Raw genomic sequence first — 14,572 nt, 5'->3', positions numbered from 1 at the left:
TGCTGGTGGCGGGCCAGGCTGTGTATCCGCGCCATGTCCCCAGTCGAGGCGAGCGGCCGAAGCACCATGCGCGACTCGTACCGAAGAGGACGATGTCCGGTGCTTGGCGAGCGCCATCGGCGGCGACCGTCGACTCCCAGTCGGTGCGGGCGGCCCCCATCGTGGCCAAGCCGACCCGCGGCTACGACGTGGGCAAGAAGGTTCAGGGACATCAGCGCCACCACCGACGGTCAGGTAGCGGCGGATCCACGGATCGCTCGCCAGCTTGGACCAGCGCCACGACAACACCGCGCCGGCCGCGACCATCACCAGCAGGTAGGTCGCGTAGGTGTCAGCTGAGTTCCCAATGGGTATGAGCGGAAGCAGGAGTGAATCGGGCGTGTGTCTGTGGGGCGAGGAGCAGAATGCGCGGTGAGGTCGAGCAGCCGTCGGTCATGGTCGAGGTCACTACCGCTGAGGATGTGGTGATCGCCGCTGTCCGTGGCGATGTCGACCACGACACCTTCCGAGAGATCCGGGGCGCGCTGTTCACCTGCATGGCCGGCCGGGCCGCCGCGTTGGTGGTCGATCTCGACGACGTCGGGTTCTTCGGTTCAATCGGCATCGCCGTGCTGCTCGAGACACGGCAACGCGCCGACCAGGTGGGCATCAGGTTCGCCGTTGTGGCAGGACGGCGAACGGTGGCACGACCCATCCGGCTGACCGACACCCAGGACGTGCTCCACATGCAGCGCACTCGTGAGGAGGCGCTGGCCGCGGTACGTCGTCCCCGTCGCTTCACCGGCCACTTGGACGACCCGACCGACACCGGTCCCGCGCTTTCATGGCCGTAAGCCCTGCCATGCACCCGCATGCGGACAGGCGGCGCTTTGACGATCTTGTCCTCAATGCATCCGAGTCGCCGACGAGTACGTCGTCGAGGAAGACTCGGTTCCCGCCCATGATTGGCTGGTCCTGCCGTCGGGTGAGCGGTTCTCCATGCCGAACCCTGCTGACCGCCCTCGTCGTCGTGTGGGCCTTCCGTCGCAGCACGAAACGGTTGCGCGCCGCCTCGTTGACCAGTTGACCAGTTCGTCGCCCCGCACTCGATTCGTCTCAGCGAGCGGCAGGCCACAGCTTCTCGCGAGTGGGAAGTCCGGCTACCGAGCGAAGGCGGTAAGGCGGTGCTCGCTCCGAATTCCGATATGTGCCAACGGGACTCGCGGAGGAGCTGGCGGACTTGCGGGATAGGCTTGCCGAGCTCGGGTTCAGCGATCACTGCCCGCCGCTGAACCTGCGAAGATGAACCCTTTCGGAGGAGCCGTGCGCAAGCTGGTCGTGTCGCAGAACCCTCGTCGCGGCTTCACGAACCTGGCTGACGCGCTCACCGGCCCGGACGTCGGGCCGTTGCGGATCGTGGTGGAGCCTGGGCAGTATCGTATGACCAGCTGCCGGTTCTGGGGCGTGGCCGAGATCGAGGCCGAGGACGGGCCGAACACCGTGGTGATCGACTGCGGTGGAGCCTACAACCTGCAGGTCGAGGGTCAGGGACGGGTCGTCCTGCGCGGGCTGGCACTGCGCAACTTCCACGAAGACGGTTCCGCGGTGAACATCACGCGTGGTCAATTGGCCGCCGAGGACTGCGTGTTCTCCAGTATCACCGACACGGCCGTCCAGGCGTGGGACGGAGCACGACTGTTCCTGCGCCGCAGCATCGTGGGCGGCGGCGGTATCGCGTGCACCGACGCCGAGGGTGTCATCGAGGCGAGCACGGTGGACGAGAGCGCCTCCCACGGCGTGACGCTCCGCCGGGGCAGCCGGTTCAAACTGCAGAACGTCGCCGTGCGCAAGGCGGGCCGGATCGGCATCTGGGCCGACGGGGGATCGGCCCCGCACATCGAGGGATGCCTGGTGGAGGAACCCGCCTCGGCGGGAATCGTCATCGAGGGCAAGGTCATCGCCGCCGTCGTCGGCACGCGCGTCACCGGCACCGGCAAGGCCGGGTTGATCGTTCGCGCCAAGGCGACGGCGACCGTGGACGACAGCACCATTTCCGGCTCGGGTGACGTCGGCGTCTGGGTCACCGCCGGAGGGGACCTGACGGCGCAGCGAGTGTCGGTCGAGAGCGCCGGGGTGAGCGCGGTCTACGTGTCCGACAACGCGACTGCCAGGCTCGGCCAGTGCCGGATCGAGGCATCGAAGATCAGTGGGATCGTCGTGGACGGCGAGTCGACGATCACCGTCGCCGACACCTGGATTTCGCGACCCGGCGGGGACGGGCTCGTGGTGACGAATGCTCACGCGACGGTCGAGGACACCCAGATCCACAGGCCCGGGGGCACCGGAATCAGCGCGGTCGAGCCGGCCGGCGTGCTCACGGCGTGCCGGGTCACCGTCGAGGACGCGGCGAACAACGGCATCCTTGTCCGCGGGGGATCCGCGACCGCAGAGCTGGTGGACTGCACGATCGTCCGTACCAGGCAAGGCGACGGGTTGGCGGTGCTCAAGGGCGGCAGGTGCTCCTTGTCCGGCGGATCCATCGCCGACTCCAACGGCGGCGCAAGCGTGAGCGATGCCGGTTCCGCGCTGGCGCTGCACGGCACCCACGTCACCGGCAACAAAGTCGCTGGAACGGCCGCTCTTCACGGCAGCGAGCTGAGGCTGCACGACTGCACGATCACGGGCAACGAGGGAACAGGAATCCTGGCCACCTCGGACTCGACCGTGACCGTCGAACGCACCACCTCCTACGACAACGAGTTGGACGACGTGCTGGACCTCGTCCTGCAGAACAACGAGGAAGGGGAACCAGGGGCGGCGTCAACGACAACCGCCACCCCTGCGGCGCACGACGATCCCATCACCACGCAGCCGGAGCCCGCGCCGGAAGCAGCCGGATCAGCGAGTACCCCGCGTCCGCCGGAGCCCAAGCGGGTGCCGCCGGTGCGTGTGGCCTCCGCCGAGCGGACGGCGAGCACGGACGGACTTCTGGCCGAGTTGGCGGCGATGGTCGGGCTGGCCGAGGTCAAGCAGGAGATCCACAAGCTGGTGGCCTTCCTGCGGATCGACGAGCAGCGGCGGCGAGCGGGGCTGCCCGAGGGGCCGTCCATCGGGCGGCACGTGGTGTTCTCCGGCGCACCCGGCACCGGCAAGACGACCGTGGCCCGGCTCTACGGAAGGCTGCTGGCCGAGTTGGGCGTGGTGTCCTCCGGCCATTTCGTGGAGGTGTCACGGGCGGAACTGGTCGGCAAGGCGCTCGGAGAGACGTCCGCCAAGACACGCGCGGTGTTCACCAAAGCGCGCGGCGGCGTGCTGTTCATCGACGAGGCCTACGCCCTGGCGCGACAATTCGGGTCCGGAGGCGACTTCGGGCAGGAGGCCATCGACACGCTGGTCAAGCTGATGGAAGACCACCGCGACGAGGTCGTGGTGGTCTTCGCCGGCTACCCGGCTGAGATTCGCGAGTTCCTGGAGGCCAACCCCGGCCTGCGGTCCCGGATCTCCCGGACGATCGAGTTCGCCGACTACAGCCCCGCGGAGCTGGTGGAGATCGTCCAGCGGACGGCGGACCAGTACGGGTTCCGCCTCACCGACGCCACCCGCGAGGTGCTGCTGACCCACTTCCAAGGTGCCCGCCGCGACGAACGGTTCGGCAACGGACGCGAGGCCAGACGGATCTTCGAGGCGGCGCTGCAGCAGCAGGCGCTGCGGCTGGCCGAGCGCGACACGCCGTCCGCCTCGGAACTGGCGGAGCTGCTGCCCGCCGACCTCGACGGTGTCGTGGACCGGGGCCTCGGCGTCCGGCACGGCAACGGCCGCGACGACGCCCACGTGGCCATTTTGCTGGAACGCCTGGACGGGATGGTCGGCCTGGCCCAGGCCAAACAGCACGTCCGCGACATCTTCGACTTGCAGGCGACCGAGCGGCGTCGCCGGCAGGAAGGCCTCTCCAGCGAGCCGTTTGCCGGGCACCTGGTGTTCTCCGGCCCACCCGGCACCGGCAAGACCAGCGTCGCCCGCCTCTACGGGGAACTGCTCGCGGCCACGGGCCTGCTCGCACGCGGCCAGCTGGTGGAGGTGTCCCGGGCGGACCTGGTCGGCCAGTGGATCGGCCACACGACAGCGCAGACCGCCAAGGTGTTCGAACGCGCCCGCGGCGGTGTGCTGTTCATCGATGAGGCGTACGCCCTGGCTCGCGCCGGCCACCAGCACGACTTCGGCCGCGAGGCGATCGACACACTGGTCAAGCTGATGGAGGATCACCGTGACGAGGTCGTGGTGGTGGTCGCCGGGTACACCGCCGAGATGGCCGACTTCCTGACCGCCAACCCGGGACTGGCATCGCGGTTCGCCAGCCACGTCGAGTTCCCGCCTTACAGCCCCGACGAACTGGTCACCATCCTGACTCGGCACGCCGCCGACGCCGGCTTCAGGTTCACCGCCGAAGCGCTCGACGCCGTCCGCTCCTATGTGGACGCCAACGCCACGGCCTTCGCGCAAGGCAACGCCCGCGAGATCCGCAAGCTGCTGGAGGCGATCCGCACCGCCCAGGCCCGCCGGATCGCCGCCCGCGAACATTCCGATGATCCCGTCCCGGCGCACGACCTCGGCCTGCTGCTTCCCGACGACCTCCCGTGACGGAAACCGAAATCTCCGGGAACAGCGGTTTCGCCCAAGAGGAACACCAGCCAGGCCGGTGAGCGCCTGCGGGCCGGCTTTCGGGACAGGGGAGCCGAGTTCATGCCGGCACCTTGACGACCAGCGCTCCGGGGTTCACCTCGACCTTCAGAGACCTGGTTGTCCCGCAGACTTCTCCGTCGACCTCGAACGGCTTGGTGCGACTGCTGCGCAACTCCATGCGTCGGAACCGGAACCGCTCCACCGCCGGCCCGTCCACCCGGCGGGAACCGATCAGGCGCCCCGCCGTCACCAGCCAACCCCTGGCGCGCACGTCATGCAGCAACGCCAGGTCCAGGAGCCCGTCGGAGGGATCTGCCTCCGGCAGGAGGGAAACCCCGCCCTGCAACGCGCCTATGTTGCCGACGACCGCCCCGAGGACGCGGCGGGTCAGCCAGCGGCCGTCGTCCAGCCGGACAGCCACCCGGCTGGCGCCCGACCTCAGACCCTTGAGGACCGCCGGTACGTATGCGGGCCACCCCAGGAGGCGCTTCATCCTGGGCGAGGTGTCGCGGACCATCTCCGCGTCCAGACCGATCCCGCCCATGCCGACGAAAGGGCGTCCGTCCAGCAGGCCCATGTCGACGCGGCGGTCCGCCCCGTCGAACGCCGACGTGACGGCGTCCTCCACCCCACTGCCGATTCCCAGGTTCCGGGCCACGAGGTTCCCCGTGCCGACCGGCACGATTCCCATCGCCACCCCGGTGTGCGCCAACCCGGCGGCCACCGCGTTCACCGTGCCGTCTCCACCACACGCCAAAACCAGCCGCGGGTGGTTGCGCAGGGCGAGTGCCGTCACCCCTGTCCCGGCATCGTCACAGGTGGTCTCGAACCACTGCGGCTCGCACCAGCCGCGGTCCCGGGCGGTACGAGATATCAGGTCCCGCAACCAGGAGTGGTCCACCACCGCGCCCGGATGAACGACCACCGCCACACGAAGCCTGTCACGCCATGGATCCACCCGAACCGCCTTCACGAGGTTGACAACGGACCGGATGCCCTGCGACAGGCGAACGTACACGTGGACGCGACATGCAAAGCGCTGTGGACCAGGCCGGGCCGGATCACGGTCATGCCCCGTGTCGCCGGCGCGGGTGCGGCAAGGGCCGGCCTCGCATTGCTGTGCTCGAAGAGGTTGGTCAACGGGTCGTTGTGGTCGGCGCAGTGCTTGAGGAAATCTCGCGGCCTCAGCGGGCGACCAGCACATCGGCTCGTACTTTGCAGGCCGGGTGACCGAGGCGTAGTTGGCCGCGTTGTACGGCAGGCGGTGCTGCCATACGGCGTCGCCCAGCGCGCCAGGGACGTGCAGATTCCGAGGGCAGCGTGGTGCCGCACGGCGGACCCATCCGGTGCCACACCTAAGGAGCCGCAGGAGCGGTTCCGTGTCTCCGCGGACTGAGAACACGCAGCGGGTCGGCGATAAAAGGGCGGGGCATGTGAACTCGTAAGTTCTTATGCCCCGACCCTGCCATTTAGCCTTGTGCTACCGCGTCAGAGCCACGGTGGCGGCTTGATTGCGCTCATTGAGCCCTCCTCGTTTGGGATTGTCAGTACCACCCAACATCCTTGGGTCCGGGGTTGCAACAGAGTCGACGGAAAGTGCAGGAGAAGATGTTCCGATGGTCCCTCCTGTTGGTTCGGATGCCCAAACCCACGTCCTCCATGATGTGTTCAGCTTCCTGTTTCGTTGCGGTCGTCGGTGGGTGTGGTGAATCGAACCACTTTCCGTGGGGTCTTGTCCGTCGAGGAATTCCGGGCGCTGTGGTCGGCCGAGTTGCTGTCCGTCACCGGTGACCAGTTCGCGCGGGTCGCGCTGGTGGTGCTGGTGTTCGATCGCACCGGTTCCGCCGCGATGGCGGGGCTGACCTACGCCTTGACGTTCGTTCCCGCCTTGGCCGGAACTCTGGCCCTGTCCCAGGTCGCCGATCAGCGTCCGCGCCGCCAGGTCGTCGTCTTCGTGGACGGTCTGCGGGCTCTCGTCGTCGCGGTCATGGTGATCCCAGGTGTCGACCTGCTCTGGCAGTGCGTGCTGGTGTCGGTCCTGTCCTTCGTGGGCGGGCCTTACAGCGCCGCACAACTCGCGCTTCTCCGTGACCTGCTCAGTGAGGAGCAGTACTCGGTGGGCATGTCCCTGCGGCAGATCACCGTCCAGGCGGCTCAGTTGGCGGGGGTCGCGACCGGAGGCCTTCTCTCCACCGCCGTGAGTCCCCAGTTCTGCCTGGCGGTCAACGCCTTCACGTTCGCTGCGTCCGCGCTGTTGCTTGGGAAACGCATCCGTTCACGTCCCGCTCCGGCACCGGCTTCGTCCTCCGGTCGGTTCGTCGCGGACGGTGTCACATTGGTGTGGAGCGATCCTCGACGCCGCGCGATATTCGTCATGACCTTCCTGGGCGTGTGCTACGTCGTCCCGGAAGGGATCGCCGTGGCTTATGTGAGCGAGATGGGACACGGAGCCGTTGTGGTCGGGCTGGTCCTCGCGAGCTGCAATGCCGGCGCCGTGATCGGGCTGCCGATCTTCGTTCGTTTCGTGACGCCGGACCGTCAGCGGGTCGCGCTTGCGGTCGTTTGCGTGGCTGTCGGTATTCCGCTGGTTCCGATCGCTCTGGTCGATGGGATATTCGTCGCCATGGTGGCGTTTGCCGTCAGTGGTGCTCTGTGGGCCGCACTGGTGGTCATGTCAGCGTCCTTCCTGGCGGAACTGCTGCCGGACGCTTCCCGGTCGAGGGGGATGGGGCTGGCTTCGTCCGCGAACGTTGCCGCGCAGGGGATGGGGATCGGGGTTTCGGGTTTGGCCGCCGAAGTCGTGAACCCGTCGTGGGTGATCGCGATCGCCGGCGCGGTTTCCGTTCCTTTGGCGTTGTGGCCGAGCTTGTCGTGGCTGAGATCCACAGCTCCTCCGCGTTGACCCGCGGGCGTGGGTGCGAGCTCGCGGCGGAGGCCACTGCACTCCCACCGTGCGTGTTCGACCGCGGCAGGCTGAGTCGCACGATCGACCGCCTGGCGCGGGACGGCTGGGTCCGCCGGGAGGACGCGGGTGTCGACGGCAGGGGACAGTGCGCCGTCCTCGCCGCGGAGGGGGTCAACGAGGTGAGGCGTGCCGCGCGGCACCACGTCGAGCAGGTTCGCGAACTCGTTGCCGGCGACGGGCATGGCCGATGACGTGGCGCTGACCAGGATGGGGTGGCCGGGCGAGCGGTTCCCGGGCTCCGGCCGGTGCCGCGGGTGAGGCGCTGACCGGGGCGGTATCCCTCCGCGAGCTGTGCCGCCGCGCCTCAGCGGTCGGCAGGGCGGCTCGTCGAGACGGGTTTGGCGGGATCGGTGGCGCGATCTTCCCGATCCCGGCGCGGACGCCCTTCTGCGGCGGCGGCGATGGCCTGGACATGTAGTTGAAATTTCAGCATGCGGTGCTACGGTGGCTGAGTGCTGAAATTTCAACTAAGCAGAGGTGGTCCTCGATGGACCGCTTGACGGGCAAGATCGCGATCGTCACCGGCGCGGCAGGTGGCCTGGGGTACGCCGGAGTGCGAGCGATGGCGGCCGAGGGCGCTCGTGTCGTGATGATGGACCTGTCTCCGGCTGTCCACGACCGGGCCGAGGAGCTCGCGGAGGAAGGGTTCGACGTCACCGCGCACGTCGGTGACGTCTCTTCCGAGAGCGACATGGCCGGAGTCGTCGCTCGCGCCAAGGAGACCTACGGGGGACTCCACGTCCTGTGGAACAACGCCGGGCTGGTGAGCGCCGAGTGGATCAACCAGGACACCGACGTGGTCGGGGTCAGCCGTGACTTCCTCATGCGCACCATCGAGGTGAACACGGTCAGCGTGTTCCTCGGCAGCAAGTACGCCGTTCCCGCGATGGCTGAGACCGGGGGTGGCTCGATCATCAACACCTCGTCGGTCCAGGCCGCGGGCGGAGACCTGGCCCTCGTCGCGTACGGCACGAGCAAAGCGGCGGTGAACTACCTGACGAAGTCGGTGGCCACCTCGTTCGGGCACCTCGGCATCCGGAGCAACGCGCTGGCGCCCGGGCTGATCCCGACACCCGCGGTGAGACAGGCAGCCGCCGGGTCGCACCAGCTCGAAGCCGTGGCGCCACTGCAGCTCCTGCTGGACTCCCAAATGCTCAGCAGCGTCGGGGAGCAAGCCGATGTCGCCAACACTGTCGTCTTCCTCGCGTCGGACGAGTCGAAGTTCATCACCGGTCAGCTGATCTACGTCGACGGCGGGACGACCGGGCATCTGCCGACGCTGTCCGATCGTCGCAAGCAAGCAGTCACCTGAGCTCAGCTCATTGGACGAACGCCGCACCGGGCTGTACGGCGCGGTGTGCCTGACCACTCGTGAGGAAGGGACTTCGATGCGCGTGCACAAACCCATGGGAACGCTTCTGACCCTGCTGGTGACGGCCGCTCTGTTCGCCGCGCCGGCCGCCGCCGCGCCCGTGCCGGCCGAGCGGTTCCCCGCGGTGGTGAACCTGCCGAACGGGTTCTCGCCCGAAGGCATCGCCGTTGACGGGAAGACCGCCTACACCGGTTCGCTGGCCAACGGTGCGATCCGGCGCGTCGACCTGCGAACCGGTGTGACCACGCAGTTCGCCCCGTCGCCCGGCCCCGGCAAGATCTCGGTCGGAATGGACGTCGACCGGTTCGGCCGGCTCTGGGTGGCGGGCGGCGGGCACGGAGGTCCGCTTCCCGGTGTCCTCAGCAGCTTCCGCCTGTACGACACGAGGTCCGGCGCGAAGCTGGCCGACGTCCTCGTCCCCGAGGCTTCGTTCATCAACGACGTCGAGGTGACCCGCGACGCGGCGTGGTTCACCGACAGCGCAGACCCGGCCGCTCTCGTGCGGGTGCCGATCGGGACCACCGGCAGGGTCGGTGTGGCCGAGAAGATCGTGCTGGGCGGGGGGTGGGTGCCCGGCGGACCCATCAACGCCAACGGGATCACGGCGACGCCCGACGGAGAGAACCTGCTCGTCGGCCAAACCGCTGCCGCTGGTGGTGGTGCTGCCCTTTACCTCGTGCCCTCCACCACCGGCGACGTGGCCCTGGCGCGGAAGATCAACCTCCAGGGTGACCTGGAGTCCGCCGACGGCCTGGTCCTCGTCGGACGGACGCTCTACGTCGTGACGCATGACGGCGTGGTCGAGGTCGAGCTCGCCCGTCAGCTGACCGCCGGGAGGGTCCTGGGCGTCACCGAGGTGCCGGGAGCCGCCTTCGCGAGCACCGGGGCCGTGTTCGGAGGCCGCCTCTACGTGGTCGACGCCAACCTCGGCGAGAACCTCTCCAACATCGGCAATCCGGACGCGACCTTCAAAATCGTGGCGATTCCCGTTCCGTGGAACCGCCGGCGCTTTGTCGGAAGGGCTGAATGAAGCTCTCCGCGAATGTGACGTGCCCTCTTCCCGCTCTTGGTACCTGGAGGAGTTCGATGACGTTCAAAGATTTCCCGCTGATCTCGCTGATCCCGCTTGGGCGGCGAACAGAGCGATCTTCGTCCCGGCTGACGGGGGCCGAACGGTGGTGATCAACGGTGGCGTGTTCACCGCGCCGGCGCCGGCGACTTCGTCTTCATCCCCCGGGGTACGCGGCACGGTTACATGAACGTCGGCAGCGAGACGGCGAAAATGCTCGTCTTCTTCACGCCGGGTGGCGCGGAGGAGTTCTGGCTGGAGGTGGGAGAGGAGGCGACCGAGGACAACATCGGCGTGTGGTGGACCGAAGAGCAGTTCGAGGCCGTGGAGGAAACGCTCGAACGCCACCACGTGCGCCTGCTTCCGGGTGATGAGGAAGCTTTCAAGAAGTAATCAGCTCATGGGTGACTATTTGTGTCGCCGGGCTGGGCTGTGGATAGAAGCAGCAGCTTGTGCCGCCCAGCCGCAACTCCCGGCTCCTCCGCGTCTCTGGTTGGCGGTGATAACGCCGTGCCGGCTCGGTGGTTGTGCAGAAAGTGGCATCTGCGCTGCCGGCCAGCCCGAACCGCATCGGAGATACCGCTGGAAGAAGCTCATGAATGACACTGCGCCTGAAGTTGAGGTTATGATGTACAGCACGGAACCTGATAAGACTAACGGTTTGGGACTTGGTGACATCCACCATGTGGGACTGGTCGTCACGGATCTCGATCGCGCCCTGTCCGCGTACTCGGCGTTGCTCGGTCGCGCCGACACTGCGCGGCTTGAATTTCATACGCCTGACGTGCCCATGCGATGGGGTACGCGTCAGCTCAATCTCCGCGTCGGCTTCATATCACTTGGCGCAACATTGCTGGAGGTTTTGCAGCCACTGGACAACCAGTCGCCGCACGGGAGATTTCTGACTGAACGCGGCGAGGGCTTGCATCACCTGGGATTCTTGGTCTCCGATCTCGATGGGCAGAGCGCCCGACTCGCAGAGCTCGGCATGTCGACGCTCGCCGGCACGAACAGGCCACAAGATCCGCTGCGCTGGGTTTATCTTGATGGTCCAGCTGCTGGCGGAGCGGTAATCGAAATGATGGAGAAGAGCCCCGCCTCCGAGAAACTTTGGGCAGATGTCGCGTCCGCGATGATCGCGAAAGACCTGGAGTAAGAGGCATCGCCAGCAGATGCTCCCGCACGGACGTTCTGCGCCACGCGGTCGCCTCGCGTCGATCCCGTCCGCCGGCAGATCAGCCGACTGCAGCGCCTCGGCGACGATGCCGGGCATCGCGCGCTGGATCTCGTCCTGGTAGATCCGCGTGCGCACCTCGACGCCGGGGTGCCGCAGGGTGTCGTTCAGCGGCTGGACGATGTGCCGCTTGCGCACTCCGGTGTTCTCCACCATTCGCAGGACCGTGCGCAGCTTCTCGTGGTCCGGGTGCAGCCTCCGGCACAGCTCGAGAGTCTGGTCCAGCGTGACCGTGTTCTCGGGCACCCACAGCGCGGGCGACACAGCGTGGGACCGGACCGCGCGTGGTGCTCAGGTGTGTTCACACCGGTTTGCGATATGCCTTCTTCCTCTATCGGATGTGCGCCGCACCGAGATGGCGCGTTCGTGCCTCATGAGGCAACGCAGCCAGGGCTGCTCACTTTGTCGCGTTGGCTGGGCTGCGCATCGTCTTCGCAAGACGATCTTTTCCAGACGGTATGGCTCTTATCGATGTCGTCGCACGCACTGGGGTGTGAAGCGCCCAACATCCGTCCCTTTCGGGAAGCCCGGGAAGTCAGTCCTCTTCGTGCCCGGCTTGGCGAGATTTCACTCTTCGCAGCGTTGATGTGAGCCGAATATGATTGTCGGGTCATCTTGTCGCACGGTACTGGTGCGACGCGGTATTGGGAAAGATTTCGAGCACCTTCGTGCAGTTGGGCACGATTGAGGTCGCTTGCTCGCCACTGTGCACGTGTAGTCGGCGACAGCAGCTTCCGGCATGGGGCTGGAGCGTGTGATCCCTGCCAGGAGTTGCGATGTGGTGTTGAAATCTGTGGAGTAAGAGGGCTGGTAGTGAGCGAGATTCGCTTGAAGTACTTGAACCGCGACACGGCTTCAGTGGCCGTGGAGGCGGTGTTCGAAGGGATGTCTTCGCGTAGCCGGTTCCTCAGATTTCACTCGCCTATGCCCCGTTTGAGCGCATCGGCGCGAAAGCATCTCACGGACATCGATGGCGATCGTCACATCGCTGTGGCTGCATACTGCGGAGAGGCGGCAGTAGGGATCGGGCGCCTCATCGGCATCGGCGGGGGAGCGGCTGAGATATCGGCTGCGGTCGTTGATTCTTTTCACCGGCTGGGCGTGGGGAGGGAGCTTGTCAGGAGGTTGGCTGATGACGCGTGCAGGATGCGGTATGCGGAGATACATGCGAGCGTCCTGCCCGAGAACACTCCGATGATCCGTTTGATTCAGTCAGAACTCCCAGGCGTGCGAGCTTCCCGTGGAGCGGACGGCACGAACTTCACCTGGGCCACCACCCGCGGTTTGCTGCTCAAGCGCACGTGGGACGAGGCTGCCGACAAGTCGTGTTGTGGCGAGATGTGCGCCTGAGGCCGGAATCGTCTGCGTCAGGCATCCAGGCCGTCGTCCACGCCTCCTGCGCGACAACTCATGAGGTCTTTCGTGGCTGTTCTGGCGTCAGGACCACCTGGTGCAGTTTTCCACGAATTTCATCAAATGATCAGATCGACACGATTGTGATGGGATTGTGGAGGTGGTGCTGGACGTAGGGGAGGCGTCTGCAAGATCCTTGACCACAACGTGCTCCGCGCACGTACCCGTGCGCGGACGTCGTCGACGGGCTGACAAAGACGCCGGGTTTGGGGGACAGCACCCCGGCTTGGAGCCGCCGGTCTGGTGAACCGGGAATGAGCCGATGGCTCGGCCGACGACGCCGGCCGAGCCATCACATGCGGTTCTCGCGCGAACGACGATCCACCACGTCGACCGTTCGTCAGGCAACAGCCTTGGTGCGCTCGACCTTGTAGCCGACGACCACGGTTGTGATGAGCGACATCGAGATCAGCGCTTCCGCGATGAAGAACGAGCCGAAGTCGACGACCGAGCCGACCGGAGGCGTGCCGGGCACGGCGTTGCGCAATGGCACGAGTGCGAAGAGCAGTGCACCCATGAAGCTCATCGACGGCCAGAGCAGACCGTGCCGGCCCTTCACCGCGTACCAGGCGGCGATCACGGCGGCGAGGCTGAGGAACCACATGAAGACCATGATGAACAGTGCGAACGCGAACGTACCGGTTGAGCGGTCAGCACTCGCGGTGAAGAAGAGCGCGCCACCCTCGGTCGTTTCTTCGGCCAGTTCCAGCCTGAAGAACGAGTCGGCGTTCACGATCGAGATGTTGAGCGGTACGGCTTGGCCGTCGACCTCGGCGCCGAAGCCGAAGTCGACCTTGTAGCTGTCGAACGGGTAGTCCGTGATCACGCCGCTGTTCAGCGCGACCCGCAGGTCGGACACGCTCGGGTTCTTGCCGGCCTTGAACGACAGCACGTCACCCTTGATGGCGTTCGTGTAGAGCGTGATGTCCTTGCGTGGCGTCCCGTTCTCGTCGGCGAGCGCGCCCTGCGGCGCGATCTCGACCTGCGCGGCGATCTCCTGGAGGATCGCGTCGGTCTTCTGCACGAAGACGCTGACGTCCAGGCGGTCGGGCGAGTTCTGATCGCCGAGCGTGATCTCCTTCTGGCCCTCGCTGCGTTCGACGACATAGATCGACAAGCTGCCCGCCGTGAGCAGCAGGACGAAGATCGCCAACGCGGTTGCTTTCAGCCAGGAACTCCGCCGCGAAGGAAGGCCGGTACTCATCTGGATCCTTTCGAGAACGGCACACGAAGAACAGCAGGGTGTGCCGTTGTGGATGTCGCAATGCTTGAACTCGCAGCCTGATCGGGCTGCAATGGCGGTTCCCGATTCGCGGGCGCGTCACCAGTGGCATGACCAAATGGGCAGCACGCCACACATCAGGTTTCCCGCGCATGAACCTAGGTCCAAGATCAGTCCTGGAAGACGAAGATCAGGTTCGTTGCCCGAAAAGGCACGATCAACGGCCCTTGAGCGCATTGCCGCCGCTGATCTTCGGCGACGATCTCGCTCCAAGCCGCACAAGCGAGCATCGCTCGTGCTGCGGCTATGGCCTCGCATCAAGCCATATCCCTCTGGTGGCACGCAAGGTATAGCGCAGTGCGAAGAATTTGTGCCGAAGATCGATAATTTTTCGAAACCTTGTGTGTTGACGACCGGATCGGGCGAAATCGCTCGGTCTTGGACGTGTCGGTGCATGCCGACTCTGGCCAGGTAATGCCTCGAAGGGCACGCATCTTCGCACTTTAGTCCGGTGGTCATCCTGTGTGGTTCTTCGCTGCTATGGTTCTGCTTGTGGAGAAACAGAACCGCCGAAAAGCGAAAAAAGCTTGGAGGTTTCTGGGCTGGTTCCTCTTTTGGATCATCTTCGCGTTGGCGAT

At 66.3% G+C, this 14,572-nt stretch carries 10 protein-coding genes and 1 pseudogene; 9 read left to right on the top strand and 2 right to left on the bottom strand.

The annotated features are described in order from the left end of the window. Positions 1-404 precede the first annotated feature (404 nt). A complete protein-coding gene (locus BLQ91_RS22515) occupies positions 405-833 on the top strand; it encodes an anti-sigma factor antagonist (protein ID WP_090099480.1) in 429 nt (142 codons plus the stop codon). Positions 834-1,281: 448 nt separating this feature from the next. Continuing rightward, on the top strand, positions 1,282-4,617 hold the full coding sequence (locus BLQ91_RS22510; protein ID WP_090099478.1) for an AAA family ATPase: 3,336 nt from the start codon (positions 1,282-1,284) through the stop codon (positions 4,615-4,617). A gap of 100 nt (positions 4,618-4,717) precedes the next feature. Here the strand turns inward: BLQ91_RS22510 and BLQ91_RS22505 are convergent, their stop codons facing one another. Further along, a complete protein-coding gene (locus BLQ91_RS22505; RefSeq protein ID WP_176959904.1) occupies positions 4,718-5,584 on the bottom strand; it encodes a diacylglycerol/lipid kinase family protein in 867 nt (288 codons plus the stop codon). Positions 5,585-6,391: 807 nt separating this feature from the next. On the opposite strand from BLQ91_RS22505, the gene BLQ91_RS22500 reads away from it, so the two are divergent. From BLQ91_RS22500 to BLQ91_RS22470, 7 genes and pseudogenes are all read left to right on the top strand, one after another. Then, positions 6,392-7,561: an MFS transporter gene (locus BLQ91_RS22500; RefSeq protein ID WP_176959903.1), complete on the top strand. Its 1,170-nt coding sequence runs from the start codon at positions 6,392-6,394 to the stop codon at positions 7,559-7,561. 189 nt (positions 7,562-7,750) lie between these two features. Beyond that, entirely contained in the window at positions 7,751-7,882 is a 132-nt protein-coding gene (locus BLQ91_RS43385; protein ID WP_281199633.1) for a hypothetical protein, read from the top strand. Between the two features lie 229 nt (positions 7,883-8,111). Next, positions 8,112-8,936 carry an SDR family NAD(P)-dependent oxidoreductase gene (locus tag BLQ91_RS22490; RefSeq protein WP_090099470.1) on the top strand — a complete coding sequence of 275 codons (825 nt, stop codon included), beginning with the start codon at positions 8,112-8,114 and terminating at the stop codon, positions 8,934-8,936. Between the two features lie 94 nt (positions 8,937-9,030). Further along, entirely contained in the window at positions 9,031-10,026 is a 996-nt protein-coding gene (locus BLQ91_RS22485) for an SMP-30/gluconolactonase/LRE family protein (protein ID WP_143022767.1), read from the top strand. Positions 10,027-10,203: 177 nt separating this feature from the next. Next, positions 10,204-10,458 (top strand): annotated as a pseudogene (locus BLQ91_RS22480) (cupin domain-containing protein); the annotation flags it as partial. After that, on the top strand, positions 10,436-11,221 hold the full coding sequence (locus tag BLQ91_RS43805) for a VOC family protein (RefSeq protein WP_143022766.1): 786 nt from the start codon (positions 10,436-10,438) through the stop codon (positions 11,219-11,221). The pseudogene BLQ91_RS22480 and the gene BLQ91_RS43805, both read left to right, overlap by 23 nt. A gap of 906 nt (positions 11,222-12,127) precedes the next feature. Beyond that, positions 12,128-12,649 carry a GNAT family N-acetyltransferase gene (locus tag BLQ91_RS22470; RefSeq protein ID WP_143022765.1) on the top strand — a complete coding sequence of 174 codons (522 nt, stop codon included), beginning with the start codon at positions 12,128-12,130 and terminating at the stop codon, positions 12,647-12,649. Positions 12,650-13,052: 403 nt separating this feature from the next. On the opposite strand, the gene BLQ91_RS22465 is transcribed toward BLQ91_RS22470, so the two are convergent. Further along, complete coding sequence (locus BLQ91_RS22465) at positions 13,053-13,865, bottom strand: DUF4436 family protein (protein WP_176959901.1); 813 nt, start codon at positions 13,863-13,865, stop codon at positions 13,053-13,055. Between the last annotated feature and the right edge of the window lie 707 nt (positions 13,866-14,572).

Source organism: Lentzea jiangxiensis (genome assembly GCF_900104175.1).
Lineage (GTDB): Bacteria > Actinomycetota > Actinomycetes > Mycobacteriales > Pseudonocardiaceae > Lentzea > Lentzea jiangxiensis.
The sequence above is the reverse complement of the archived record's forward strand: the minus strand, read 5'-3'. Positions and strand labels throughout refer to the sequence as shown.

Bases quoted from the DNA above. Each gene is read 5' to 3' on its own strand.
- BLQ91_RS22510 (WP_090099478.1), top strand. From the start codon at position 1,282: ATGAACCCTTTCGGAGGAGCCGTGCGCAAGCTGGTCGTGTCGCAGAAC.
- BLQ91_RS22515 (WP_090099480.1), top strand. From the start codon at position 405: ATGCGCGGTGAGGTCGAGCAGCCGTCGGTCATGGTCGAGGTCACTACC.
- BLQ91_RS22490 (WP_090099470.1), top strand. From the start codon at position 8,112: ATGGACCGCTTGACGGGCAAGATCGCGATCGTCACCGGCGCGGCAGGT.
- BLQ91_RS22485 (WP_143022767.1), top strand. From the start codon at position 9,031: ATGGGAACGCTTCTGACCCTGCTGGTGACGGCCGCTCTGTTCGCCGCG.
- BLQ91_RS43805 (WP_143022766.1), top strand. From the start codon at position 10,436: ATGAGGAAGCTTTCAAGAAGTAATCAGCTCATGGGTGACTATTTGTGT.